The 23978-nt window shown below is 69.7% G+C and carries 26 protein-coding genes and 2 rRNA genes; 12 read left to right on the top strand and 16 right to left on the bottom strand.

The genetic code is table 11. The features are described from left to right. Complete coding sequence (locus tag FDA94_RS12715; protein WP_137247276.1) at positions 1–1635, top strand: acetolactate synthase; 1635 nt, start codon at positions 1–3, stop codon at positions 1633–1635. A gap of 38 nt (positions 1636–1673) precedes the next feature. Here FDA94_RS12715 and FDA94_RS12705 read toward each other — a convergent pair whose 3' ends face one another. Together FDA94_RS12705 and bsaP are read right to left on the bottom strand one after the other, a co-directional pair. Further along, the gene (locus FDA94_RS12705; RefSeq protein ID WP_137247275.1) at positions 1674–3311 is read right to left on the bottom strand and encodes a serine/threonine protein kinase; all 1638 of its coding nucleotides are present in this window, start codon (positions 3309–3311) and stop codon (positions 1674–1676) included. 140 nt (positions 3312–3451) lie between these two features. After that, positions 3452–3634 (bottom strand): biotin synthase auxiliary protein BsaP, encoded by a 183-nt coding sequence (gene bsaP / locus FDA94_RS41665; protein WP_137247274.1) that lies wholly within the window; start codon positions 3632–3634, stop codon positions 3452–3454. A 47-nt stretch (positions 3635–3681) separates the two neighbouring features. On the opposite strand from bsaP, the gene FDA94_RS12695 reads away from it, so the two are divergent. Further along, the gene (locus FDA94_RS12695) at positions 3682–4065 is read left to right on the top strand and encodes a thioesterase family protein (protein ID WP_137247273.1); all 384 of its coding nucleotides are present in this window, start codon (positions 3682–3684) and stop codon (positions 4063–4065) included. Here the strand turns inward: FDA94_RS12695 and FDA94_RS12690 are convergent. From FDA94_RS12690 to FDA94_RS12660, 7 genes are all read right to left on the bottom strand, one after another. Then, positions 4055–4264, bottom strand: coding sequence for a biotin/lipoyl-binding carrier protein (locus FDA94_RS12690; RefSeq protein WP_137247272.1), 210 nt, complete (start codon positions 4262–4264; stop codon positions 4055–4057). The two genes, FDA94_RS12695 and FDA94_RS12690, sit on opposite strands and share 11 nt — an antisense overlap. A gap of 33 nt (positions 4265–4297) precedes the next feature. Continuing rightward, complete coding sequence (locus FDA94_RS12685) at positions 4298–5629, bottom strand: acetyl-CoA carboxylase biotin carboxylase subunit (RefSeq protein WP_137247271.1); 1332 nt, start codon at positions 5627–5629, stop codon at positions 4298–4300. Between the two features lie 88 nt (positions 5630–5717). Continuing rightward, on the bottom strand, positions 5718–6983 hold the full coding sequence (locus FDA94_RS12680) for an HD-GYP domain-containing protein (RefSeq protein WP_137247270.1): 1266 nt from the start codon (positions 6981–6983) through the stop codon (positions 5718–5720). After that, positions 6980–8314 carry an HD-GYP domain-containing protein gene (locus FDA94_RS12675; protein WP_342778472.1) on the bottom strand — a complete coding sequence of 445 codons (1335 nt, stop codon included), beginning with the start codon at positions 8312–8314 and terminating at the stop codon, positions 6980–6982. Before FDA94_RS12675 ends, FDA94_RS12680 begins: the two co-directional genes overlap by 4 nt. A gap of 131 nt (positions 8315–8445) precedes the next feature. Continuing rightward, the gene (locus FDA94_RS12670; protein WP_137247268.1) at positions 8446–9354 is read right to left on the bottom strand and encodes an NAD-dependent epimerase/dehydratase family protein; all 909 of its coding nucleotides are present in this window, start codon (positions 9352–9354) and stop codon (positions 8446–8448) included. 10 nt (positions 9355–9364) lie between these two features. After that, entirely contained in the window at positions 9365–9631 is a 267-nt protein-coding gene (gene rsrA, locus FDA94_RS12665; protein ID WP_030456435.1) for a mycothiol system anti-sigma-R factor, read from the bottom strand. Continuing rightward, on the bottom strand, positions 9628–10164 hold the full coding sequence (locus tag FDA94_RS12660; RefSeq protein WP_231515680.1) for a sigma-70 family RNA polymerase sigma factor: 537 nt from the start codon (positions 10162–10164) through the stop codon (positions 9628–9630). The genes rsrA and FDA94_RS12660 overlap by 4 nt, the downstream gene beginning before the upstream one ends. A 293-nt stretch (positions 10165–10457) precedes the next feature. Between FDA94_RS12660 and FDA94_RS12655 the strand changes: the two genes are divergently transcribed. After that, positions 10458–11201 carry a methyltransferase domain-containing protein gene (locus tag FDA94_RS12655; protein ID WP_030456433.1) on the top strand — a complete coding sequence of 248 codons (744 nt, stop codon included), beginning with the start codon at positions 10458–10460 and terminating at the stop codon, positions 11199–11201. Here FDA94_RS12655 and FDA94_RS12650 read toward each other — a convergent pair whose 3' ends face one another. After that, positions 11202–11507, bottom strand: a complete 306-nt coding sequence (locus FDA94_RS12650) for a TraR/DksA family transcriptional regulator (RefSeq protein WP_246059811.1) — start codon at positions 11505–11507, stop codon at positions 11202–11204. A 465-nt stretch (positions 11508–11972) separates the two neighbouring features. After that, positions 11973–12689 carry an SOS response-associated peptidase gene (locus tag FDA94_RS12645; RefSeq protein ID WP_137247267.1) on the bottom strand — a complete coding sequence of 239 codons (717 nt, stop codon included), beginning with the start codon at positions 12687–12689 and terminating at the stop codon, positions 11973–11975. Positions 12690–12725: 36 nt separating this feature from the next. Between FDA94_RS12645 and aroA the strand changes: the two genes are divergently transcribed. Both aroA and rsgA read left to right on the top strand, forming a co-directional pair. Beyond that, on the top strand, positions 12726–14003 hold the full coding sequence (gene aroA, locus FDA94_RS12640) for a 3-phosphoshikimate 1-carboxyvinyltransferase (protein WP_137247266.1): 1278 nt from the start codon (positions 12726–12728) through the stop codon (positions 14001–14003). Next, on the top strand, positions 14000–15007 hold the full coding sequence (gene rsgA, locus FDA94_RS12635) for a ribosome small subunit-dependent GTPase A (RefSeq protein WP_137247391.1): 1008 nt from the start codon (positions 14000–14002) through the stop codon (positions 15005–15007). Before aroA ends, rsgA begins: the two co-directional genes overlap by 4 nt. Here rsgA and FDA94_RS12630 read toward each other — a convergent pair. Continuing rightward, the gene (locus tag FDA94_RS12630) at positions 15004–15450 is read right to left on the bottom strand and encodes a DUF4442 domain-containing protein (RefSeq protein WP_246059809.1); all 447 of its coding nucleotides are present in this window, start codon (positions 15448–15450) and stop codon (positions 15004–15006) included. The two genes, rsgA and FDA94_RS12630, sit on opposite strands and share 4 nt — an antisense overlap. Before the next feature lie 82 nt (positions 15451–15532). Here FDA94_RS12630 and hisN point away from each other — a divergent pair, with 82 nt between their 5' ends. Next, positions 15533–16312 carry a histidinol-phosphatase gene (gene hisN / locus FDA94_RS12625; RefSeq protein ID WP_137247264.1) on the top strand — a complete coding sequence of 260 codons (780 nt, stop codon included), beginning with the start codon at positions 15533–15535 and terminating at the stop codon, positions 16310–16312. Here hisN and FDA94_RS12620 read toward each other — a convergent pair. Continuing rightward, positions 16309–16584: a hypothetical protein gene (locus FDA94_RS12620; protein ID WP_062436138.1), complete on the bottom strand. Its 276-nt coding sequence runs from the start codon at positions 16582–16584 to the stop codon at positions 16309–16311. The two genes, hisN and FDA94_RS12620, sit on opposite strands and share 4 nt — an antisense overlap. A gap of 154 nt (positions 16585–16738) precedes the next feature. On the opposite strand from FDA94_RS12620, the gene FDA94_RS12615 reads away from it, so the two are divergent. From FDA94_RS12615 to FDA94_RS12590, 6 genes are all read left to right on the top strand, one after another. After that, positions 16739–17995 (top strand): helix-turn-helix domain-containing protein, encoded by a 1257-nt coding sequence (locus FDA94_RS12615; protein WP_137247263.1) that lies wholly within the window; start codon positions 16739–16741, stop codon positions 17993–17995. 178 nt (positions 17996–18173) lie between these two features. Then, complete coding sequence (gene pstS / locus FDA94_RS12610; protein WP_137247262.1) at positions 18174–19286, top strand: phosphate ABC transporter substrate-binding protein PstS; 1113 nt, start codon at positions 18174–18176, stop codon at positions 19284–19286. A 21-nt stretch (positions 19287–19307) separates the two neighbouring features. Beyond that, positions 19308–20273, top strand: a complete 966-nt coding sequence (gene pstC / locus FDA94_RS12605) for a phosphate ABC transporter permease subunit PstC (RefSeq protein ID WP_246059807.1) — start codon at positions 19308–19310, stop codon at positions 20271–20273. 35 nt (positions 20274–20308) lie between these two features. Next, positions 20309–21157, top strand: coding sequence for a phosphate ABC transporter permease PstA (gene pstA / locus FDA94_RS12600; protein WP_137247260.1), 849 nt, complete (start codon positions 20309–20311; stop codon positions 21155–21157). A 5-nt stretch (positions 21158–21162) separates the two neighbouring features. Continuing rightward, on the top strand, positions 21163–21939 hold the full coding sequence (pstB, locus tag FDA94_RS12595; protein WP_137247259.1) for a phosphate ABC transporter ATP-binding protein PstB: 777 nt from the start codon (positions 21163–21165) through the stop codon (positions 21937–21939). A gap of 23 nt (positions 21940–21962) precedes the next feature. Continuing rightward, on the top strand, positions 21963–22649 hold the full coding sequence (locus FDA94_RS12590; RefSeq protein ID WP_246059805.1) for a response regulator transcription factor: 687 nt from the start codon (positions 21963–21965) through the stop codon (positions 22647–22649). Here the strand turns inward: FDA94_RS12590 and FDA94_RS12585 are convergent. The 3 genes from FDA94_RS12585 to FDA94_RS12575 form a co-directional block, all read right to left on the bottom strand. Continuing rightward, positions 22639–23538, bottom strand: a complete 900-nt coding sequence (locus FDA94_RS12585) for a serine hydrolase (protein ID WP_137247257.1) — start codon at positions 23536–23538, stop codon at positions 22639–22641. The two genes, FDA94_RS12590 and FDA94_RS12585, sit on opposite strands and share 11 nt — an antisense overlap. A gap of 144 nt (positions 23539–23682) precedes the next feature. Next, positions 23683–23799 (bottom strand): 5S ribosomal RNA (gene rrf / locus FDA94_RS12580). A gap of 53 nt (positions 23800–23852) precedes the next feature. Continuing rightward, positions 23853–23978: ribosomal RNA gene (locus FDA94_RS12575) — 23S ribosomal RNA — on the bottom strand; the annotation flags it as partial.

Below are 23978 nucleotides of genomic sequence, written 5' to 3'. Positions count from 1 at the left end.
ATGAGCAAGCACGCGGGCGACGTCGCTGTCGGCGTCTCCAAGGCCTACGGCGTCGAGACGATGTTCACCCTCTCGGGTGGCCACGTCTTCCCCCTCTACGACGGCGCCGTCCACGAAGACATGCGCATCCTCGACGTACGCCATGAGCAGAGCGCCGTTTTCGCCGCCGAGGCGACGGCGCGGCTCACCCGCAAACCGGGCCTGGCGGTGCTCACGGCCGGGCCCGGCATCACCAACGGGGTGTCGGGCGTGGCGACCGCCCACTTCAACGGCAGCCCGGTCGTGATCCTCGGCGGCCGGGCCCCGCAGTCGCGCTGGGGTTCCGGCGCGCTCCAGGAGATGGACCACCCGCCGCTGCTCGACCCGATCACCAAGCTGGCCTTCACCGGTTCCGGCGCCGACTCGATCGGCCAGGACGTCGAGATGGCCTTCCGCACCGCGCTCGCCCCCCATCGCGGCCCGGTGTTCCTCGACTTCTACATGGACCACCTGTTCGCGCCCTCCCCCTCGGTCGAGACCGAGACGCTGGCGCCCTCGCCGCTGGAGCCCGACACCGACCACCTGGCCGCCATCGCCGCGCTGATCGCCGAGGCGGAGCGGCCGATGCTGGTGGTCGGCTCCGACGTGTGGATGGACCGCGCCGAAGAGGCCGCGCGCGACTTCGCCGAGGAGTTCCGGCTGCCGGTGGTGCCCAACGGCCAGGGCCGCGGCATCCTGCCCTCGGGCCACGAGCTGCTGGTCACCCGCGCCCGCGGCCTCGCGTTCTCGCAGGCCGACCTGGTCATCGTGGCGGGCACCCCGCTCGACTTCCGGCTCAACTACGGCTGGTTCGGCGGCAAGGAGGGGGCGCCGCTGGCCCGGGTCGTCCACCTCGCCGACGCGCCCTCCCAGCTGGCCACCCACACCGGTCTGTCCGGTTCGGCGGCGGGCGACCTGTCGCTGGTGTTCTGGGGGCTGGCGGCGGCGTGCCGTACCGCGAATGTGAAACCCCGCGACGAGTGGACGACCAAGCTGGCCGAGGCGGCCAAGGCGGCCATCGCCGACGACGCCGAACTGCTGGCCGCCGACAGCGACCCGATCCACCCGATGCGCATCTACGGCGAGCTCAACCGGCAGCTGGCCGACGACGCCGTGGTCATCGGCGACGGCGGCGACTTCGTCTCCTACGCCGGCAAGTACGTCGAGCCGAAGCGCCCCGGCCACTGGCTCGACCCCGGCCCCTACGGCTGTCTCGGCACCGGCCTCGGCTACTCCATCGCGGCCCGCCTGGCCCGCCCGTCGTCGCAGGTCGTGCTCCTGCTCGGCGACGGCGCCGCCGGCTTCTCGCTGATGGACGTCGACACGCTGGTCCGCCACAAGCTGCCGGTCGTCATGATCTGCGGCAACAACGGCATGTGGGGCCTGGAGAAACACCCCATGCAGATGCTCTACGGCTACGACGTCGCCGCCGACCTGCAGCCCCAGTGCCGCTACGACCAGGTCGTGACCGCGCTCGGCGGGGGCGGCGAACTCGTCACCAAGCCCAGCGAGATCGGGCCGGCGCTGAAGCGCGCGTTCGAGTCGGGCGTGCCCTACATGGTGAACATCGCGACCGACCCCGAGATCGCCTACCCGCGCAGCACGACGGGCGTCTGACGACGTGGCGGTGACGGTTCACCGTCACCGCCACGTTGCTACGGAGCGGTGCCCGTGCCCGTCGACGCGGCCGAGGGAGACGGCGACGGCGACGGCGGGGCCGCCGGGCAGGCGATGCGCCGCACGTAGACCGTCACCGTCGAGCCGACCGGCGCCTGCGTCGAGCCCTTCGGGTTCTGCGAGTAGACCTCGGTGCAGCCCAGGCCGGTGTCGCCCTTGGTCTGGAAGGAGCCCTGGAACCCGTTTTTGAGCAGCACCGACTCGGCCGCGTCGGCCGACAGCTTCCAGAGCAGCGGGACGGTCCGCATCTCCTTGGTCGGAGTCGGCGACGGCTTCACGGTCGGCTTCGACGGCTTGGGCGAGGGACTCGGCGAAGGGCTCGGCGACGGTTCCTCGGAGGGCTCCTCCGAGGGCTCCTCGCTCACCGATGGCTTGGCGGTGACCGGCGTCCGCGACGGCTTGGGGCGCGTCCTGCTCGGGCTCGGGCTCGGGGAGGCGCTGTCGGTCGCGGCGACGTGCTGCGACTCCGGTGGCTTCTCGGTCGCTTCGCCCGGGTTGCCGATGATGTTCACGCCCGCCCAGCCGATGCCGACCGACGCGAACACCGCCGCCACGATGGCGACGATCGTCAGGCCGCGCTTCTTGTTGTTCCGCTTGCGTCGCCCGCCCCCGCCCGCAGGCGTCGTCTCGGGCGTGACGGCGGTGGTGCGGAAGCTGCCGGTCGCCGGGTAGTTGCCCGTCGCGGCGGCGGCGTAGGTTCCGGTCGCCGGGGGCTCGTACCAGTCGCCCGTCTTCGGGAACACGCCGGAAGGCGCCTGGGCGGCGTTGGGCTGGGTCAGCGACGCGCCCGGGTTGGCGGCCTGCCGGGCCGCCTGGCTCATCGCCATGGCCGTCGGCCACCGCTCGGCCGGCGACTTCAGCAGGGCGCGCTCCACCACGTGGCGGATGTGCGGCGGGATGTCGGGCGGCAGCGGCGGCGGCTGTTCGCGGATGTGCTTGAGCGCGATCGTGACCGGCGTGTCGCCGTCGAAGGGACGCCGCCCGGCCAGGCACTCGTAGGCGACCACGCCGAGCGCGTAGATGTCGACCGCCGGCGTCACCGGCTCGCCCTCGGCCTGCTCGGGCGCGCAGTAGGCGGCGGTGCCGAGCACCATGCCGGCGTCGGTCAACCGGCTCGCCGCGTCGGAGCGGGCGATGCCGAAGTCGGTGAGGACGAGGGTGCCGTCGGCCTGCACGAGCAGGTTGCCCGGCTTCACGTCGCGGTGCACGATGCCCCGGTCGTGGACGGCCTGGATCGCCGCCGCGGCCTGCCCGATGAGCTCCATCACCGCGTCGGGGCGGATGCGCCCGACCCGGAGCAGCAGCCGGTCGAGCGGCTCGCCGTCGACGAACTTCATCACCAGGTAGGCGGTCGGACCGTCACCCGGGACGTCGGTCACCCCGTAGTCGTAGACGTCGACCACGCCGGGGTGGTTGATGAGCGCCATGGCGCGCGCCTCACCCTGGAAGCGCGCTCCGAAGCCGGGGTCGTCGAGCCGACCCGGGAGCAGCACCTTGACGGCGACCGTACGCGCGAGGACGGTGTCTTCCCCGCGCCAGACCTCGCCCATTCCGCCAGCGCCGATGCGCTGGTCCAATCGGTAGCGCCCGGCCAGCGTCGTCCCTTGGGCAACCATGCCCCCGGATACCCCCTATGTCACTGACCACCTGTCGTGCCGGAAGTCTAGCGGGCACCGGCAAAATCGGCCGGTAAGCCCAGATCTCCCAGGAATCCCTCACCATAACGGTCAGAACACAGGTTTGGTTCAGGTTGCGTTCAGGCTGCCGTGAGCCCGTGTTGCGAACAGCGCGCCGACCAGCCCGTAGGCGTCACCTGGACGGTCATCCGGCGCCGGCACTTGGCGCAGTAGCGAGGCGGCTCCATCTCACGGGCGCTCTGACAGGCCCCGTGGTCGCCGTCATCCGAAAGGCCCCCGCAGTGGTCGCAGTAAAGGTCCACGTCACACCTTTCGATCAGTTGGAGGGTCGAACTACTAGCATCCCACCATGGCGCTCACACCCGGACTGCGGGCCGAACGGTTGATCATGGTGGAGAAGAGTGACACCGCGGAGAGGCTCGGCAGCGGCGACGTGCCCGTGCTGGGCACGCCGAGACTGCTGGCGCTCGCCGAAGGCCTGACCTGCGAGGCGATCGGCGGGCAGCTCACGTCCGAGCAGACCTCGGTCGGCGTGCGGGTCGAGCTCCAGCACCTCGCGGCGAGCGGGCTGGGCGCCCACGTCGAGATCTCGGCCGAGCTGGTCGAGGTCGAGGGGCGCCGCCTGGTCTTCGCCTTCACCGCGGCCCACCTCGACGGCTCGGTCGTCGCCACCGGCGCGATCGAGCGGGTCGTGGTCGACCGCGAGAAGTTCCTCTCGCGCGCTACTCGATGACGGCGATCAGGTCGCCTTCCTGCACCACGTCGCCCTCGGCGACCTTGATGGCGACCACGCCGTCGTCTTCGGCGATGACCGGGATCTCCATCTTCATGGACTCCAGGATGACCAGGGTGTCTCCGTCGGACACCGTCTCACCTTCGGCGACGACGACCTTCCAGACGTTCGCCACCATCTCCGCGCGTACCTCAGCCACCGCTGTCTCCCATCAAACCTCTGTCGTTCCGGATCACGATCTCATGCGGGACACCAGACCGGTGTCATAGTCGCCGCTGACGAACTCGGGGTGGTCGAGGAGTTCGGCGCAGAACGGCAGGTTGTGCTTCGGCCCGGAGATCGTGAAACCCGCGACGGCCGCCCTGCCGCGCTCGATCGCCTCGGCGCGGGTGGCGCCGTAGACGCAGAGCTTGGCCATCAGCGGGTCGTAGAAGGGCGTGACCGTGTTGCCGGCCTCGTAGCCGGAGTCGACGCGGACGCCCTCGCCCGACGGCTCGACCCATGCGGTGACGTGACCGGGGCCGGGCAGGAAGCGCTTGGGGTCTTCGGCGTACACGCGGAACTCGATGGCGTGGCCGCGGGGGGTGGCGTCGATGTCGACGTCCTCACCGGCGGCGATGCGGAGCTGCGCGGCGACCAGGTCGACGCCGGTGACGAGCTCGGTCACCGGGTGCTCGACCTGCAGGCGGGTGTTCATCTCGAGGAACACGAAGTCCTGCGCGTCGGCGTCGACGAGGCACTCGACGGTGCCGGCGCCGCGGTAGTTGACCGCCGCGCCCGCGCGGGCCGCTGCCGCGAGCATGCGCTCGCGCAGCTCGGGTGTGATGCCCGGAGACGGCGACTCCTCGACGACCTTCTGGTGGCGGCGCTGCACCGAGCAGTCGCGTTCGCCCAGGGCCAGCACGCGGCCGTCGTTGAGGCCGAGGATCTGCACCTCGACATGGCGGGCGCGCTCGATGTAGCGCTCGAGCAGGATCGCGGCGGTGCCGCCGAAGCGGGCGGCCGCGCGCGAGGCCTGGTCGAAGGCCTTGGCGAGGGTGCCCTCGTCGTGGGCGACTCCCATGCCGATGCCGCCGCCGCCACCGGCGGTCTTCACCATTACCGGGTAGCCGATCTTCGCGGCGGCCTTGGTGGCCTCCTCGATCGTGGTGACCGGTTCCCGGGTGCCCGCGGCGACCGGCACACCGGCGGTCTCCATGAGGTTGCGGGCGTTGATCTTGTCGCCCATCTGGACGATGGCCTCGGGCGAGGGGCCGATCCACGTCAGCCCGGCGGCCATGACGGCGCGGGCGAACTCGGCGTTCTCGGAGAAGAAGCCGTAGCCGGGGTGGATCGCCTGTGCGCCGGTGGCGCGGGCGGCGGCCAGGACCTGGGCCTGGTCGAGGTAACTCTGCGCCGGATTGGCCGGGCCGATGTTCACCGACTCGACGGCCTCACGAACGAAGGGCAGGTCGGCGTCGGCCTCGGAGTGGACGGCGATCGATCTGATCCCCATCTCGTTGAGGGTCCGGATGATCCTGCGAGCGATTTCGCCGCGATTGGCGACCAAGACTGACTCGAACACGCAGCCAACCTTACGGCCCGGATCATCCCGCGCCGTGCACTCTTGAGCACTGATCGTTACGCCTCAAACTGTAGGAAGCCCACAATTGTCACAGTCTGTTGACCGGGACGAGCCGGTCGATGACGGTCGCCATCGCCTCGACCACTTCGGGGTCGTACTGGTTTCCGCCGTCGAGCCGCATGCGTTCGAGTGCGGCGGCCGCGCGGTCGCGGTTGGTGGATCCGCTCACCAGGTCGTCGTAGGCGTTGGCGGCCCTGATGATGCGGCTGGCCAGCGGCGGGCCTTCTTCGAGGGGGTCGCACTGGCGGCGCACGATGTCGGCGACCTGGTTGAGCACGCCGGTCTTGCGGATGACCTCGGCGCCGAGTTCGGCGATGCGGCGGGCCTGCTCGGGGTCGGTCAGCACGGTCGCGCCGCCGGGGATGGGGTCGGTCAGGCTGAGTTGTCCGATGTCGTGCATGAGGGCGGCGTACTCGAGTTCGAGGAGTTCGGGTTCGGCCATGCCGAGGTCGCGGCCGATGGCCACGGCCAGGCGGCTGACCCGGCGCGAGTGACCCGGTTCGACGTAGCCGCCGACCTCGGTGACCCGTGCGAGCGCCCTGATGGTCTGCAGGTACGTCGCCCGGATGCCGGCGTACTTGCGGAAGGCGACCTGGGTGACGAGCAGCGGCGCGGCGAAGGCCAGCAGGGCGGTCAGCTCCATGCTGTGCAGCGCGAGCGCGAGCAGGATGCCGCTGGCCGCCACGGCGGCGCCGAGCGGCGCGGCCATGCGCGCCTCGTCGCGTACGGCGACCGAGAACGCCGTGCGGACCTGTTCGGCCCGCAGCAGGCCGGCCACCACCACGTCGACGGCGAGGGCCACCCCGATGAGCAGCGCCATCACCAGCAGCGCCACCCACCACGCCCCGCCGGGCGGTGGGCGCAGCACGTCGGCGAACGGCCGGAACGCGAAGGCCAGCAGCGAGCCGCAGATGAGCCGCCGGGCCAGCGCGTCGAGCCGGGGCGCCCGGCCGACGGCCAGGTGCGGCAGCCCACCGGCGATCATGCCGACGGCCATGACGGCGACGACCTGCAGCGCCGAGTGGGCGGCCTGCTCGCCGCCGACGTAGAGCAGCAGCGCGTAGCCGAACGCGGCGGCCGTGCTGATCGGCGCCACCTCGCGGTTGCCCGGCATGGTCAGCCGGGCCAGCTCGCCGCACGTGATCAGCGCGCCGAACCCGATCGCCACCTGCGAGTCGACCAGCCCGACGGCGGCCGTGTGGGAGATCCCGGCCACCGCGAGCATCCCCCCGGCGCAGATCAGCAGGAGTTGCCCCGAGTCGAGGCCCTGGATGCCCCGGGTCTCGCTCGTCATCGGTCGGACACCACCTGGATCGGCGTGGTCGGGTCGTCGTGGTCTTTGGCGGCGGTCACCACCGGCATGCCGCTGGGCGCGGGCACGCTCGCGGGCGGGTTCCAGCCGTCGCGGTCGAGCGCCCGGATGAACGCCCCGACCATGATCGGGTCGAACTGGGTGCCCGACCACTTGCGCAGCTCGGCCACCGCCTCCTCCTGCGGTTTGGCCTTGCGGTAGGAGCGGTCGGAGGTCATCGAGTCGAACGCGTCGGCGACGCAGATGATGCGCGCGAACTCGGGGATCTCCGACCCTGCCAGGCCCATCGGATAGCCCCGGCCGTCGTATCGCTCGTGGTGGTGCATGATCCCGGCGAACGCCTCGTCGAGGAAGCCGATGCCGCGCACGATCTCCAGGCCCCGCATGGGGTGGAGCTGGATGGCGGCGAACTCCTCTTCGGTGAGGACGCCCTCCTTCTGCAGGACCTTGGTCGGCACGCCGAGCTTGCCGACGTCGTGGAGCATGCCGGCGTAGCGGATGGCGTGGAGGCGCTCGGTGCCCATGCCGATCTCCTCGGCGATCATCGACGCGGCGGCCGACACGCGGGTGCAGTGGCCCCGGGTGTACCAGTCCTTGGTCTCCACCGCCTGGCAGAGGGCCGCGATGGTGGCCTCGTAGGAGCGGTGCTGCGCGTGGTACTGGCCGAACGCCCAGCGCGCGACGAACAGCGGCAGAAGGACCAGCACGGCCGAGATCGACTGGACGGTGGCCCACAACCCGGCGATGAGGAGACCGAAGGTGGCGTACCCGAGGTAGGAGAGCAGGAACTGCGCCACGTCGGGCACCGGCACCTGGCGTTTGCCCACGCCCTCGGCGAGCGCCAGGATCAGCGCGGTCAGCACGAAGTTGAGCGCCACGAACACGAAGGTCGCGGCGCCGTAGGGCAGGATGATCTCGGGGAAGTCGGTGCGCCTGGGCAGGCCCGGCACCCCGCCGGCCAGGGTGTAGACCCACCCGGCGACGTAGCCCGAGATGAGGAACTGCGCCCCGTTGAAGAGGCGCTTGTGGGTGGCGAGCCCCGGACGTACGGAGAAGACCGCCGTGGCGGCGACGAGGGCCGCGCCCTCGGGGCCGACCAGCACCACCGCGGCGAGGGCGGCCGAGAAGCTGACCGAGATCGCCGCCTGGCGCACACTCAGCTGGGTCGGCACCGACTCGCAGACGAGGAAGAGCAGCGCGAGGACCAGCGTCGACGACCAGTCGAGCTGGTCATAGGCCTGCGAGCTCCGGAGGAGCAGAATTCCGGCCGCCCCGATGCACAGGACGAAGTAGATCTTCGCCGGCCACGGCATTTCGCGCAAAGCGGCCATCCCTCAAAGAAGGCGCGTCTGTCAACCTGCGCCGCCTCCACATTGATGTGCAGGGTCAGGCTACCCAGCGGACAGGCACTTCACTGGGTTGTCGCCAAACCGTAATCAACTCATCACTGAGCGTTGCGAACCCAATCCACGGTGAGTTTGAGCGCGGAGGCGAGGTCGTGTTCGGGCCGCCAGCCCAGCCCGTCGAACGCGGGCCGGGGGTCGACCGCCATCGCGGGCAGGTCGCCCAGCCGGGCGGGCGCGAGGTCGGGCTCGTCGGGCACCCCGGCGGCGGCGGCGATGAGGGTGTGCAGCGCGCGGTCGGAGGTCTGCGCGCCGGTGCCGATGTTGAAGACCTCGCCGTCGCCCCGGGGGCCGCAGGCGCGGGTGAAGGCGTCGACCACGTCGTCGACGTAGACGTAGTCGCGGGTCTGGGAGCCGTCGCCGAACAGGACGGTCGGCCGGCCGCCGAGGAGGGCGTCGGTGAAGATGGCCACCACGCCCGCTTCGCCGCCGGGCGACTGACGCGGCCCGAAGACGTTCGAGAGCACCAGCGTGGTGTATTCGATGCCGTAGAGCGCGCGGTAGGCCGACAGATAGGCCTCGGCGCTCACCTTCGAGGCGGCGTAGGGGGACATCGGCCGCGCCGGGGTGTTCCCGGGGACCGGAATGGTCTCGGGGCGGCCGTAACGGGCCACCGACGACGCGAAGACGACCTTGCGGACCTTCTTCGCGCGGGCCGCCTCGAGGACGTTGAGGGTGCCCTCGACGTTGACGCGCGCGTCGGTGAGCGGGTCGGCGACGCTGGCGCGGACCGAGATCTGCGCGGCCAGGTGGCAGATCACCTCGGCGCCGTCGGCGGCCTCGGCCAGTGCCGGGTCGCGGACGTCGATCTGGTGGAACTCCGCCCGGGGAGCCCGGTTGGACCCCGATGAGAGGTCGTCGGCCACGACGACCTCGTGGCCGTCGGCGAGCAGCCGATCGACGAGGTTGGAACCGATGAAACCCGCACCGCCCGTGACCAGAATCCGCATGGCCTGCAGGCTATTCCACCAGTTCGGTTCGTACCTGTTCGATCCGCAGCCTTATCTTGGCCCGAAGGTCGTCGGGCACCGGGTCACAACCGCAGTGTTTGGCCACGAGCTGCTTCACGACTTTGTCGAGCCCGTATTCCCGCAGGCAGGGGTCGCACTCGTCAAGGTGCTGCCGGATGTCTCCACACTTGTCCTCGTCGAGTTCACCGTCGAGAAAGCTGTAGACCCGGTCGAGCACCTCACTACAGTCGGTGTCGTGGTGGTCACCACAGCTCATGCGCCCTCCTCCGATCGCACAAGCCCGCGCTCGCGCGCGTAGTCCTCAAGCTGCGAGCGCAGTTGCCTGCGGCCGCGGTGGAGGCGCGACATCACGGTTCCGATGGGGGTCCCCATGATGTCGGCGATCTCCTTGTAGGGGAACCCCTCGACGTCGGCCAGGTAGACCGCGATCCGGAATTCCTCGGGGAGCGCCGCGAGAGCGTCTTTCACGTCGCTGTCGGGGAGGTGTTCGAGCGCCTCGAGCTCGGCCGACTTGAGCCCACTCGACGTGTGGGACTCGGCGCGGGCGAGCTGCCAGTCTTCGATCTCCTCGGTGCCGGCCTGCTTCGGTTCGCGCTGCTTCTTGCGGTAGCTGTTGATGAAGGTGTTGGTCAGGATGCGGTAGAGCCAGGCCTTCAGGTTGGTGCCCACCTGGAACTGGTGGAACGACGCGAAGGCCTTCGCGAAGGTCTCCTGGAGGAGGTCTTCGGCGTCGGCGGGATTGCGGGTCATCCGGAGCGCGGCGGAGTAGAGCTGGTCGAGATAGGGCATGACATCCCGTTCGAACCGCTCACTGCGCTGCTCCAGAGTCTCCTCGGCTGTCTTGGAGACCGGACCCACCCCCTCATAGATGCTTATCGCATCAGAGGATACCGGGACGGCATAGGCCGGGGTTTCCGGCCTCACCAGCAACGCGTTCATGCCCATCGTCAACCGCGGCGGCGTAGAGTCTGTTCCCGGACAAGGTACGCAATGCCTTATCCGGGGAAAAAGCTACGTACCGGCCGGTAGCGACACCGTCGCCACCATGCCCTTCTGAGATCGTCAACGTCCAGGAGCCGCTCGTGCTGCCCATTCCGGCCAATGAACTCAACGGCACAGGAAACCTCGGGCCTTACTGGACCTTCTACCACGCCGTCGTCGCCGAGCAGCTGCGCCGCTGGCTGCCCGAAAAGCCCTCTTTGCTGCTGGACCTGTCCGGTGGCCGGGGGCGCTGGCCCGCCCAGGCCGCGCGGGCCGGGCACCGCGTGGTGGAGGTGCTCGACTTCCGCCGTCCCGCCGCCGAGCCGTGGCTCCGGGAGGCGTCCGACCACATTCACAAGGTGCGCAGCGACGACCTGGCGTTCCTCGCCGACGAGAGCGTCGACGCCGTGGTCGCCGAGGAGCGCGCCCTGTCGGTCGAGATCATGGCCGAGTCGGCGCTGGCCGACGTGACCCGGGTGCTCAAGCCGGGCGGCCGGGTGCTGGTCTGCGTCGACTCGCTCGTGCTCGGCATGGCGATCCTGGCCGAGCAGAACTACTGGGCCCACCTGTGCCAGACGGGCGAGGTCATGCTGGTGCCCTGGCCCGACGGGAGCATCACCCGCTGCTTCTCGGCCGCCCAGCTGCGCGACCTGCTCACGGGCGCGGGCCTGGAGGTCGAGTGGGTCCGCCCGCGCACCGTCCTGTCGCCCTCGACGGTCGACCACGTGCTTGGCAGCGACCAGCGGTCGCTGTCGTGGCTGGTGCGGACCGAGCTTGACGCCCACCCCGACGACGACGACACGGTCGGCATCCATCTGGTGGCGAGCGGGCGCAAGCCCCTCTGACTAGCGGCGTCTTTCACGTCTCGACTGGCACCCGATGCAACGGGCCGCCTCGGGACGGGCCTCCAGCCTGCCCTCGGGCACCGCGACGCCGCAGTCGACGCAGCGGCCGTAGGTCCCGGCGTCGAGCCGCGACAGTGCGGCCACCACCGCCTGGCGCTGCCGGCTCGCCGCCTCGATCATGGCCCGATTCCGGTCGGCGTCGCCGAGGGTGATCTCGGCCGAGGGGGCGGTTGTCAGGACTCCGATGGACCGGTCCAGGTCGTCGAGCATCATCTCCAGGCGCATACGCGCGGCCGCAGATTCCACGAATCCGCACCTCCGGGAATGGGGGGACGCCGCCGGGAGGTCGACGGCTCAGTTGTGGCACTTCTGCAATCGGAGCAGGGTGATCACCGAGAGTCGGCCGTTCCTCCCGGTCTCACCTGCCATTAGAGGTATTCCGCTCTTGCGAGCTGCGGACACCTGGTCAGAGCACACGAAGCAGGCGTTTGCTTCGGGCCTGAAGCAGGACGCCCGACACAGGGTGCGCCCGTCCGCTATGTCGTGGGCACGACGACGAGCCGCTAGATCTCGATGCAGGTGTCGGCGATCACATTGCCGACCCCGGGGAGCGCATGGCGGTAAGCACCGCCGTCGGTGATCGGGCAGTCCGCCGGGTCGAGCCCCAAGCGGCGGATGGCCGTGTCCTCATCGAGGCCGGCGACGAGCGCGTAGCTCTCGCCTTGTTCCCGATATTCAGACCAGGTCGGCGCTCCTTACACCCGGGGACACTCAGAACAGCTGATCGGTGTCACCGCTGTCCTGAAGTGGGGCGATGAGCCGCTCTCCGTTGTTGCGGACGTTGCCCACCGCCGGGTCGACCGGATAAGCGACCAGGCCCGCCGAAGTGGCCGGAACGAGGAGTTCGGAGGCGTCCGAAACCGCGGGGTCGAGCCATTCCGCCCACTTGTCGCGGGCGATCAGCATGGGCATGCGGTCGTGGATGTGGCCGAGGCGGTCTTCGGCGTCCTGGGTGATCACCGTGCAGGTGCAGATCCACTCGCCTTCCGGGTCCTTCCAGAACTCGTACAGGCCCGCCATGGCCAGCACGCCGCCGTCTTCGGGGTGGATGAAGAAGGGCTGCTTGCGCTTGTCGTCGGTCGGCATCCACTCGTAGTAGCCGTCGGCGGGCAGCAGGCAGCGGCGGGTGGCGAAGGCCTTGCGGAAGGCGGGCTTCTCGGCGACCGTCTCGATCCTGGCGTTGATCATGCGGGAGCCGATCGACGGGTCTTTGGCCCAGCTCGGGACCAGGCCCCAGCGGACCACCCGCAGCTGCCGGACCGGCCGGGTGGCGCCCTCGACGTGGGGGACGCGGCTCATGACCGCGTACACGTTCTTGGTGGGGGCGACGTTGTAGTCGGGGGCGAGCTCCTCTTCCGAGTCGAGCTCGACCTCGAACTCCTCAAGCAGCTCGTGGCGTTTGCGCGCCGACGCGTATCTACCGCACATCACTCCAGACTGCCACCCGCCGATAGGCTTGGACGCATGTCCGCTCCGTTGTGGCCCGCGCCCGTCGCGTCCGGCCCGGTGGTCGCCACCGTGGCGCTGCCCGGCTCCAAGTCCGTGACCAACCGCGCCCTGCCGCTGGCGGCGCTGGCCGACGGTCCGGGGCGGGTGCGGCTGGCGCTGCGCAGCCGCGACGCCGACCTGATGGCCGCGGGCCTGCGGACCCTCGGCGCCGGCATGACCAACGTCGGCACGAGCGCCTCCTCCGCCGACTGGGAGATGACGCCCGGCCCGATCATCGGCGGCGGCCACATCGACTGCGGCTTGGCCGGGACCGTCATGCGGTTCCTGCCGCCGATCGCGGCGCTGGCCGACGGCGAGGTCTCCTTCGACGGCGACCCCCACGCCCGCAAGCGCCCGATGGGCACCATCCTCGACGCGCTCCGCGCCCTGGGCGCCCACGTCGAGGGCGACCGGCTGCCGTTCACGATCCGCGGCCCGCTCACCGGCGGCGAGGTGACCGTCGACGCGTCCGGTTCCTCGCAGTTCGTCTCCGGGCTGATGCTCGCGGCGGCCCGGTTCCCGAAGGGCGTCACGGTCCGCCACGTCGGCCCGCCGGTCCCGTCGATGCCGCACATCGCGATGACCGTCCAGATGCTCCGGGCCAGGGGCGTCGAGGTCGACGACTCCGAGCAGTACGTGTGGCGGGTGCTGCCCGGCCCCGTCGCGGCCACCGACTTCACCGTCGAGCCCGACCTGTCGAACGCGGCCCCGTTCTTCGCCGCCGCGATGGTCACCGGCGGTTCGGTGACCATCCCCCACTGGCCGGCCGAGACCACCCAGCCGGGCGACCGGCTGCGCGAGCTGCTGACCGGCATGGGCGCGCGGGTCGAGCTGACGGCCGAGGGCCTGACCGTCCACGGCGGGGGCCTCCACGGCGTCGACGTCGACCTGCGCGACGAGGCCGAGCTGACCCCGACGATCGTGGCGCTGGCCGCGCTGGCCGACTCACCGACCCGCATCCGGGGCGTGGCCCACATCCGGGGCCACGAGACCGACCGCATCACCGCGCTGGCCACCGAGGTCAACCGCCTGGGCGGCGACGCCCGCGAGACCGACGACGGCCTGGAGATCTTCCCGAAGAAGCTGCGCGAGGGCGTCTTCCACTCCTACGACGACCACCGCATGGCCACCGCCGGGGCCGTCATCGGCCTGGCCGTGCCCGGCGTCGAGGTGGAGAACATCGCCACGACCGCCAAGACGCTGCCCGAGTTCGCCACGATGTGGGCGGCGATGCTGGGGGGAGACGCGTCCTGAGACGGCGCGAATACGACGAAGACGACGTCAGGGTCCGGCCGGGCAAGGGTTCCCGGCCGCGCACCCGCCTCCGGCCTGCCCACGAAGCGGCGGTGCCGGGCTTCGTCGTCGCGGTCGACCGGGGCCGCTACACGGTGCTGACCGGGCGCGGCATCCACGAGACCGGCCCGTCGACGGTGATCACCGCGATGAAGGCCAGGGAACTCGGCCGCAAGGGCATCGTGGTCGGCGACGAGGTCGCGCTCGTCGGCGACACGTCGGGCAAGCCCGACTCGCTGGCCCGGATCGTCCGCCGCGAGGAGCGCCGCTCGATGCTGCGGCGCAGCGCCGAAGACTACGACGAGGTCGAGCGGCCGGTCGTGGCCAACGCCGACCAGTTGGTCATCGTGACCGCGCTGGCCGACCCGCCGCCCAGGCCGCGCATGATCGACCGCCTGCTGGTGGCGGCCTTCGACGCCGACATCGACCCGCTGCTCTGCCTGACCAAGGCCGACCTGGCCGACCCCGACGAGCTGATCTCGCTCTACGAGCCGCTCGGCGTCCGGCACATCACGGTCCGGCGCGGCGGCGACCTGTCTGAGCTGCGCGACCAGCTGACCGGCCGGGTGAGCGTGCTGGTCGGCCACTCGGGCGTGGGCAAGTCGACGCTGGTCAACGCGCTGGTGCCGACGGCGGGTCGGGCGGTGTCCCACGTCAACGCCGTCACCGGCCGGGGCCGGCACACCTCCACCTCCGCCGTCGCGCTGGAGCTGCCCGACGGCGGCTGGATCATCGACACGCCGGGCGTGCGCAGCTTCGGGCTCGGGCATGTCGAGATCGACAACGTGCTGGTCGCCTTCCCCGACTTCAACGAGGCCGCGGTCGACTGCCCGAAGGGCTGCAACCACCTGGGCGACGGCTGCGCCCTCGACCGGTTCGTGGCCGAGGGCCATGGCGACCCCGCCCGCCTGGTGTCACTGCGCCGCCTGCTGAGCAGCCGCGAGGGCTCCCCCGACGACGACTAGCGGTTGGGCCGCAGCGTCCACTCGACGGTGACCTCGGCGACGGTCGCGCCCTCCGCGTTGCGTACCGTCACCTCGACGGTGAACTCGGGCCTCTGCCGGGCGGCGAGTTCGGCGAGCACCGCCTCGCGCTCGGCACGCACGACCGCTTCGGCGGTCAGGTCCCCGAGAGCCAGTTTCTTGTACGCCACCCGCCCCACCGTGGCCAGCGGCGTCGCCCGGTCGAGGGTGTCGCCGAACAGCGAGAGCATGGCCGCCCCGGAGGCCGACTCGGCCAGGGAGAACACCACTCCGGCATGGGGGCCGCCGACGTGGTTGTGCAGGTCGGGACGGTCTGCGAGACGGGCGACAGCCGTACCGGACTCGACGGAGTCGAAAGACACGCCGAGGGTGCGCGCGAAGGGGACGCTCTGCAGGAACAGAGCCCCCGTGTCGAAAGTGGTCATGGACGGCATGTTACTCATTGGTAGGATCTGGAGCGGTCCCGGGTCTGATGGAAATGCGGCCGAAACCGCTAGCGTGTGATCTGTGACGGCTTACAGCGATGATCTGCGACTCGCGCACGTGATGGCCGACGCGGCCGACGACATCACGATGCGCCGTTTCAAGGCCGTGGATCTGAAGGTCGAGACCAAGCCCGACCTGACGCCGGTCAGCGACGCCGACCGGGCGGTCGAGGAAGCGATCAGGGGCACCCTTCGCCGGGCTCGCCCCCGCGATGCCGTCATTGGCGAGGAGTTCGGCAAGACGGGCTACGGCATGCGTTCCTGGGTCGTCGACCCCATCGACGGGACCAAGAACTTCGTGCGTGGCGTGCCTGTCTGGGCGACCCTGATCGCGCTCATGGAAGAGGGCAAGGTCGTCGTCGGATGCGTCTCGGCCCCGGCGCTCCAGCGGCGCTGGTGGGCGGCCCGCGACGGCGGCGCGTTCACCGGCCGCAGTCTGACCAAGGCCACCCGGTGCCGGGTGTCGTCGGTCGCCAAACTGGAGGACGCGTCCTTCTCCTACTCCAGCCTGAGCGGCTGGGAGAAGGAGGGGAAGCTCGACAACATCCTCGATCTGACGCGCAGTGTGTGGCGGACGCGGGCCTACGGCGACTTCTGGTCCCACATGATGGTGGCCGAGGGTGCGGTGGACGTCTCGGCCGAACCGGAACTGTCGCCATGGGACATGGCCGCGCTCACCGTGATCGTCGAAGAGGCCGGCGGTGCGTGTACCGGCGTGGGCGGCAATCCGCCGCTCGACAGCGGGAGCATGGTGTGCTCGAACGGGCTGCTGCACACCGAAGTACTCAAAAAGCTCGCTTAATAGACTTTTCCGGAGAAAAGGTCGGCCCACATCTGTTCGGCCCGTGAGGACACCATTCGTTCGGTCTCCTCGGTGAGTTGCGACTGCAGTGTCGTACGGCGAATGAAGTACTGACCCGCCGCCCCGACGAATTCGTAGACCACTCCCCGGCACGAGCACGAATGAGCCCTGACCCGCTCGCGGTCGGTCCACCGCGCGCCAGGACGCCAGGTCAGCCGCTTGGCGTCCGGATCGGGATGGCTCGGCACGTGCGGGCCGTGATAGGTGGTCATGACCTTTCCACGTGAGACTGTCTTGATGGGGGCATCCATGCCGTGATACTCACTACCTGGGCCGATCCCGGGGAATACGCCATGCGGATCAGAAATCGCGATATTCGTCCGGCGAATTCCTGCGTGACGTCTCGAATGGGCGTAACTTACCGTCATGGGTCATGACGGAAACGGTCTGCCGCCGGACTTCTGGGCCCGGCCGCCGGTCGCCGGCGCGCTCGCCGAGTGTGACATGGCGACGATTCTCGATCAGGTCCGATCCGCTCGCGGATGGACGCAGGGCCAGCTCGCCGACTTCCTCGGCTACTCCCAGAGCTGGGTCTCCAAGGTGCTCCGGGGGCGCCAGTCGCTCACCGTCGATCAGATCCGCGACCTCGCGCGGCAGGTCGGCATCCCGCACTACCTGCTGCGAATCGGCGACGTCGGGGGTGAGGACCCCACGAAACGCCGCGACTTCAGCAAGATAGCCTTCCTCGCCGCGATGCCCGTGGCGCCGTCCATCTCCTACCGGTCGGCCGACGAGACGACCGCGTCGTCCCTCGCCGCGATCACCGGCGCGCAGCGCCGGCTGGAGGCCGAGACCCCCGCCCGGGAGCTCGCCCGCGGCGCCGTCGCCCACGTCGAGCTCACCAAACGGGCCCTGGCCCGCTCGGCCGAGACGCCGTTCGCGGTGGAGGTCTGCCCGACCGTCAGCGAGGCCGCCGGGTTCGCCGCCTGGTTACACGCCGACATGCAGGACATCGGAACCGCCCGCATGTTCTACCGGTTCGCGGTCGACTCGGCCCGGCGGGCCGAGCATCCGCTGCTGGAGGCGTACATGCTGGGCAGCCTGGCCGCCTTCGAGATCGACCACGACGACCCGCTGCTCGGGCTGACGATGGTCGCCCAGGCCAGAGCGCAGATGGGCGGCAATCCGCCGGCCACCGCGCGGGCGTGGCTGGCCTGCATCGAGGCGCTGGGCCATGCGGGCAAACGCGACGTGATGGCCGCGCTCAACTGCCTCCGTGAGGCGGAGATCGCCGTCGCCCAGAGCGAACGGACGTCGTCGCCGCCCTGGCCGTGGGTCTTCCCCTTCGACCCCGGCAAGCTGGCCGGATACCGCGCACTGGTGATGGTCCGCCTGGGCCGCCCCCACGACGCGGTCTCGGCCTTCGCCGAATCCCTCATCTCCGTACGCCCCGCCGCCAAGCAGCAGGCGCTGCTCATGCTGGAGATCGCCACGGCCCGCCGGATGGCCGGGGAGGTCGACGAGGCCTTCACCCTGGCGGGTGAGGCGCTCAAGGCGGGGGTCGTCTATTCGTCCGAGAGAGTCCTCCACCGGGTGCGGCGGTTCCGCCGCGACTACGAGGGCCCGCCGTCTCTGCTGGTCCGCGATTTCGACGACAGACTGCGTGCGACCAGCAGCTTCTGAACCGGCCAGGCCGGCTTTCGTGAACGCCGCGATACGCCTGTGACCTGGCCGTTATCTACTGAGACCTACACGAAGGGGACCTGACCCGTTCATTCTTCGTTCACCTTCGTCCGGCCATCAGGTCACCTTCGATCCCTAGCCTCCCGGTTGTTGAAGAAACAATCTGGAGGATTCAGCCGTGAAGTATGCAGGCCGGCTCGCCGTAGCCGCCATCGCCGGCGTGCTGTCGCTCGCCGCGTGTGGTACTGACGACAACACCACCCCTTCCACCGCGACCGACACCGGTGCCGCCGCCGCTCCCGCGGCCTCGGGCGACGCCGCGCTCAGCGGCACCATCAACGCCGCGGGCTCCTCGGCTCAGGCCAACGCGGTCGACGAGTGGAAGAAGGCGTTCCAGGGCGCCAACCCCGGTGTGAGCATCAACTACCAGCCGAGCGGCTCGGGCGCCGGTGTCCAGGCGTTCATCGCCGGCACCGTCGCGTTCGCCGGTTCCGACTCGGCTCTGAAGGAAGACGAGCCGGCTCAGGCCGACGCCCGTTGCGCCACCGGCAAGGCCATCAACCTGCCGATGGTCGTGGGCCCGGTCGCCGTGGTCTACAACCTCCCCGGTGTCGACGGCCTGCAGCTTTCGCCGAAGACCATCGGCGGCATCTTCAACAGCCAGATCACCAAGTGGGACGACCCCGCGATCAAGGCTGACAACCCCGACGCCCAGCTGCCCTCGACCGACATCCAGGCGTTCCACCGCTCGGACGAGTCGGGCACCAGCGACAACTTCACCAAGTTCCTGGCCGCCACCGCCGAGTGGCCGTACGAACCGGGCAAGGCGTGGCCGGCCGAGGCCAAGGGCCAGGGCGCCAAGGGCTCCGACCAGATCGCCGCGTCGGTCAAGTCGACCGAGGGCGCCATCTCCTACGTCGAGCTCTCGTACGCCGAGAACTCGGGCCTGCAGAAGTCCAAGGTCGCCAACGGCTCCGGCGAGTTCGTCGAGCTGACCCCCGAGAGCGCCGGCAAGACCGTCGAGGCCGCCACCGTCGAGGGCACCGGCAACGACCTCAAGCTGAAGATCGACTACGCCACCTCGGCCGCGGGCGCCTACCCGATCGTCCTGGTGACCTACGAGATCACCTGTGAGAAGGGCCTCTCGGCCACGGACCTGCCGCTCGTCAAGGGCTTCCTCACCTACACCGCCTCGGACGAGGGCCAGCAGGTGCTGACCAACCTCGGCTACGCGCCGCTCCCCGCGTCGCTGCTGACCAAGGTCCGCGCCGCGGTTGAGGCCATCGCCTAACCAATGGCGACCTCGACGCAAATGCGTGAAGGCGGGTCGGCTCCCCTGAGCCGGTCCGCCTTCCGGCGCAGCCGTGGCGACGGCCCCTTCCGTTACGCATCGACCGGTGCGGGCATCCTGCTGCTCGTGATCATGGCGGCCATCGCCGTGTTCCTGATCGCGCGAGCCATCCCCGCACTCCAGGCGAACACCGCGTCGTTCCTCACCGAACTGACGTGGAACGCCAACGCCTCAGAGCCGAAGTTCGGCATCGGCGCGCTCGCGTTCGGCACCGTCCTCAGCTCCTTCCTCGCGCTGATCATCGCCACGCCGATCGCGATCGGGGTCGCGCTCTTCATCTCCCACTACGCCCCCCGCCGGCTGGCCTCGTTCCTGGGCTACATCATCGACCTGCTCGCGGCCGTCCCCTCGGTCGTGTACGGCCTGTGGGGCATCATCTTCCTGGTCCCGTTCATGCGCGGGCCCTCGCAGTTCCTGAACGACTACTTCGGCTGGATCCCGATCTTCGGCGGCGACCAGGTCGTCGGCCGGTCGATGCTCGTCGGGTCGCTGGTGCTGGCCATCATGATCCTGCCGATCATCGCCGCCATCTCCCGTGAGGTCTTCCTGCAGGCCCCCAAGATGCAGGAGGAGGCGGCCCTCGCCCTCGGCGCCACCCGCTGGGAGATGATCCGGATGGCCGTGCTGCCGTTCGGTCGTCCCGGCGTCATCAGCGCCGCGATGCTCGGCCTCGGCCGCGCCATGGGCGAGACCATCGCGGTGGCCCTGATCTTCCCGGCCACGTTCACGATCAGCTACGAAATCCTCAGCGCCAACGGCAACAGCATCGCGGCCAACATCGCCAACGGCTTCGGCGAGGCCAACGACATCGGCCGGGGCGCCCTCATCGCCTCCGGTCTGGTGCTGTTCGTCATCACCCTGCTGGTGAACATGGCCGCCCGCTGGGTCATCTCCCGCCGCAAGGAATACGCGAGGGTCGCCGCGTGAGTGCCGTCACTCCAGAAATCCAGCGAATCTCCGGCATGCGCCGGTTCAAGGACAAGGGCGTTCAGGCCCTTGTCTATCTGGCGTTCGCCATCGCGGTCGTCCCGCTGATCTCCGTCCTGTGGATGGTGATCTCCAACGGCATGGCCCGCTTCGACATGGAGTTCCTGACCCACTCGATGCGCAACATCGGGGCCAGGGACGCCGGCGGCGGCGCCTACCACGCCATCATCGGCACCCTGGAGCAGGTCGCGCTGGCCTCGCTCATCTCCGTGCCGATCGGTCTGCTCACCGCCGTCTACCTCGTCGAGTACGGCACCAACGGCCGCCTCAAGCGGGCGATCAGCTTCTTCGTCGACATCATGACCGGTGTCCCCTCGGTCGTCGCCGGCTTGTTCGTCCTGGCCTTCTGGATCCTGATCCTGGGCATGCCGTTCTCCGGCTGGGCCGGCGCGATGGCGCTGTCGATCCTGATGCTGCCCACGGTCGTCCGGGCCGCCGAAGAGATGCTGATGCTGGTCCCCAACGACCTGCGCGAGGCCTCCTACGCCCTGGGCGTCTCCAAGTGGCGCACCATCGTCAAGGTCGTGCTGCCCACCGCCTTCACCGGCATCGTGACCGGCATCATGCTGGCCGTCGCACGGGTCGCCGGCGAGACGGCGCCGCTGCTGCTGACGGTCTTCTTCACCGACTCCATCAACAACGACCCGTTCAACGGGGCGCAGATGGGTCTGCCGCTGTACGTGTTCGACCAGGCCGCCCGGCCCAACGACACCGCGATCGACCGCGCCTGGGCCGCCGCCCTCACGCTGATCATCATCATCATGCTGCTCAACCTGGCCGCGCGCCTCATCACGTACTGGCGCTCGCCCGCGAGGAAGAGGTAATCGCCATGGCCAAACAGATCGAGGTCACGGACGTCGACGCCTACTACAGTGGCCACAAGGCCATCGAAGGCATCTCGATGACCATCGACGCCCGCGCCGTCACCGCCTTCATCGGCCCGTCGGGCTGCGGCAAGTCGACCTTCCTCCGCACCCTGAACCGCATGCACGAGGTCATCCCGGGCGCCACCGTCACGGGCAAGATCCGCATGGAGGAGCAGGACCTCTACGGCGCCGACGTCGACCCGGTGTCGGTCCGCCGCACCATCGGCATGGTGTTCCAGCGCCCCAACCCGTTCCCCACGATGTCGATCTACGACAACGTGGCCGCGGGCCTGCGCCTGAACCACCGCTACTCCAAGAGCGAGCTCGACGGCATCGTCGAGGAGTCCCTCAAGGGCGCCAACCTCTGGAACGAGGTCAAGGACCGGCTGCCCAAGCCCGGTTCCGGCCTGTCGGGCGGACAGCAGCAGCGTCTGTGCATCGCCCGCGCCATCGCGGTCCGGCCGCAGGTCCTGCTGATGGACGAGCCCTGCTCGGCGCTCGACCCCATCTCGACGCTGGCGATCGAAGACCTGATCGCCAAGCTCAAGCAGGAGTTCACGATCGTCATCGTCACCCACAACATGCAGCAGGCCGCTCGCGTGAGTGACAAGACGGCGTTCTTCAACCTGGCGGCCCAGGGCCAGCCGGGCAAGCTGATCGAGATGGACGACACCACCAAGATCTTCACGAGCCCGTCCCAGAAAGCGACCGAAGACTACATCACCGGGCGTTTCGGCTGATCCGACACATTGGGGAGGACCGGGTGGACGGGGAAACTCGATCCGCGCCGACGCTGTTGGTCGCCGACCCCGACAGCGCCCTGGTCGAGGACCTGACACACGAACTCGAATCCGAGGGAATCGACGTCACCGGCGTGTTCGACGGCGCCCAGGCGCTGCTCCAGGCGGGAGCACTGCGCCCGGACGCCGTCCTCATCAGCGCGTCGCTGCCCATCATCGGACCGGTCGACTTCGTCCGGGCGGTACGCCTGGCACGAGCCGTACCGGTCCTGCTGGGCGTCGGCGAGGGATTCGCGGAACAGGCCATGGAGGCGCTGGCGGCCGGGGCGACGGCGTGCGTCGCCCGGCCGTACCGCGTACCCGAGCTGCTTCCGCTCGTCCACGCGGCGTTCCGCCGGCAGGGCATCCAGCGGACCGTCCTGACCATCGGCGACGTCGCCCTCGACGTCACGGCCTACCAGGTGAAGGTGGGCGGCCGCGTCGTCCACCTACCCCTGCGCGAGTTCGAGCTGCTGCACTACCTCATGCGCAACGCCGACCGCACCGTGACCCGCGAGCAGATCATGCGGCACGTCTGGCACTCCGCGGACGCGATGTCCACCAACACCATCGCCGTCCACGTGAAACGCCTGCGCGCCCGGCTGGGCGACGAGGACGACAAACTCATCCAGACCGTGAGGGGGGTCGGCTACCGCCTGGTCACCCCTTAGGACATGCGCGGAACCCGTCGAGCACCGTCTCGACGAGCTGCTCGACCTTGGCGATCCCGGCCTCGCTGGTGACGTTGTCCTCAGTGAGCACGGCCACCGCGTACCGATCAGCGATGAGCCCCACGCTCGTGATCGCCCACAGGTCGTTGGCCACATGCTTCAACCAGCCGTTCTTGAGCGCGACCCGCTCCCCGGCACAGGCCCCCGCACTCACCCCCCACTTCTGCTCCGGTACGACCCGGCGCATCAGCCGCCGAACGACGGCCCCGTCGTCGAGCCTCGGCAGATACTTGAGCAACCGCACCTGGTCGTTCGTGGTGGTCCGGGTGATCCCCCAGCAGTAGAGGTCGACGCACCTCCCGGGCACCGCGGTCGTCGCCTTCAGCCCGAACGCCCTGTTGGCCCGGGCCAGCCCCGCCTCGCGGCCGATCCGCTCCCAGAGCCGATCGGCCGCTTTGTTGTCGGAGTACCGGATCATGATCTCGGCATCCCTCTTCACGGCCTGGGGCAGCCGATCCCAGCGCTCCTTCCGCAGCAGCGCCATGAGAATGTCGACCTTCGCGACACTGGCCGTCGGGAGAACCGCCTTCCCCCCGAACCGGAAGACCCGCTTGCCGCGCAGATCCTCGACGGTGATCGAGGTCCGCCCCGGCCGGCTCTTGAGCAGCCGCTTCACCGCTTTGGTCAGCTTCCGCGTGTCGACGGGAGGGTCAGCGGGTTCCGGCTCCGGTACGACCTGGGGCCGCGCCCGCACCGGCTCCGACGTCACCGCGACGGCTCTGACCGGAACCGGGGCCGGCTCGGCCGGGCGAGGAAGGTCATGCGAGGCGGCACTGGCGGCCAGGGCCAGCGCTGCGAGGAGGGGGAGAACCACACGACGGGGGGACATCGTGGGCATCAATGTAGCCCTCGACGCTCACCTGTTGAAGATGGCGTCGGCGGAAACGCAGAAAGCCCGGCCATAAGGCCGGGCAATACCCCCACGAAACGTCGAAGGCCCCGATCAACGATCGGGGCCTTCGATATAAAGATTGTCCGGCGGTGTCCTACTCTCCCACACCGTCCCCGGTGCAGTACCATCGGCGCTGGAGGGCTTAACTTCCGGGTTCGGAATGTAACCGGGTGTTTCCCCTCCGCCATAACCGCCGTAACTCTAGCGAACCTGCTTGTGGTTCGAGAGTTGCATAGTCGACGCGAGCAAATATGGTCAAGTCCTCGGCCTATTAGTACCGGTCAGCTCCACACGTTACCGCGCTTCCACTCCCGGCCTATCAACCCGGTCGTCTACCGGGGGCCTTACCCTTCACAGGTGGGAGACCTCATCTCAAG

This window comes from Herbidospora galbida (genome assembly GCF_005233835.1).
Classification (GTDB): domain Bacteria; phylum Actinomycetota; class Actinomycetes; order Streptosporangiales; family Streptosporangiaceae; genus Herbidospora; species Herbidospora galbida.
This window is presented reverse-complemented; position numbering and strand designations above follow the sequence as displayed.

Coding starts and splice junctions, on each gene's coding strand:
- FDA94_RS12695 (WP_137247273.1), top strand. CDS start 3,682: ATGGCGCTCACACCCGGACTGCGGGCCGAACGGTTGATCATGGTGGAG.
- FDA94_RS12660 (WP_231515680.1), bottom strand. CDS start 10,164: ATGCCCTATCTCGACCAGCTCTACTCCGCCGCGCTCCGGATGACCCGC.
- FDA94_RS12585 (WP_137247257.1), bottom strand. CDS start 23,538: ATGTCCCCCCGTCGTGTGGTTCTCCCCCTCCTCGCAGCGCTGGCCCTG.
- FDA94_RS12705 (WP_137247275.1), bottom strand. CDS start 3,311: ATGGTTGCCCAAGGGACGACGCTGGCCGGGCGCTACCGATTGGACCAG.
- rsrA (WP_030456435.1), bottom strand. CDS start 9,631: ATGAGCTGTGGTGACCACCACGACACCGACTGTAGTGAGGTGCTCGAC.
- FDA94_RS12615 (WP_137247263.1), top strand. CDS start 16,739: ATGGGTCATGACGGAAACGGTCTGCCGCCGGACTTCTGGGCCCGGCCG.
- FDA94_RS12670 (WP_137247268.1), bottom strand. CDS start 9,354: ATGCGGATTCTGGTCACGGGCGGTGCGGGTTTCATCGGTTCCAACCTC.
- pstA (WP_137247260.1), top strand. CDS start 20,309: ATGCGCCGGTTCAAGGACAAGGGCGTTCAGGCCCTTGTCTATCTGGCG.
- FDA94_RS12680 (WP_137247270.1), bottom strand. CDS start 6,983: ATGACGAGCGAGACCCGGGGCATCCAGGGCCTCGACTCGGGGCAACTC.
- pstC (WP_246059807.1), top strand. CDS start 19,308: ATGCGTGAAGGCGGGTCGGCTCCCCTGAGCCGGTCCGCCTTCCGGCGC.
- FDA94_RS12645 (WP_137247267.1), bottom strand. CDS start 12,689: ATGTGCGGTAGATACGCGTCGGCGCGCAAACGCCACGAGCTGCTTGAG.
- aroA (WP_137247266.1), top strand. CDS start 12,726: ATGTCCGCTCCGTTGTGGCCCGCGCCCGTCGCGTCCGGCCCGGTGGTC.
- FDA94_RS12630 (WP_246059809.1), bottom strand. CDS start 15,450: ATGACCACTTTCGACACGGGGGCTCTGTTCCTGCAGAGCGTCCCCTTC.
- FDA94_RS12715 (WP_137247276.1), top strand. CDS start 1: ATGAGCAAGCACGCGGGCGACGTCGCTGTCGGCGTCTCCAAGGCCTAC.
- FDA94_RS12620 (WP_062436138.1), bottom strand. CDS start 16,584: ATGACCACCTATCACGGCCCGCACGTGCCGAGCCATCCCGATCCGGAC.
- FDA94_RS12675 (WP_342778472.1), bottom strand. CDS start 8,314: ATGCCGTGGCCGGCGAAGATCTACTTCGTCCTGTGCATCGGGGCGGCC.
- pstB (WP_137247259.1), top strand. CDS start 21,163: ATGGCCAAACAGATCGAGGTCACGGACGTCGACGCCTACTACAGTGGC.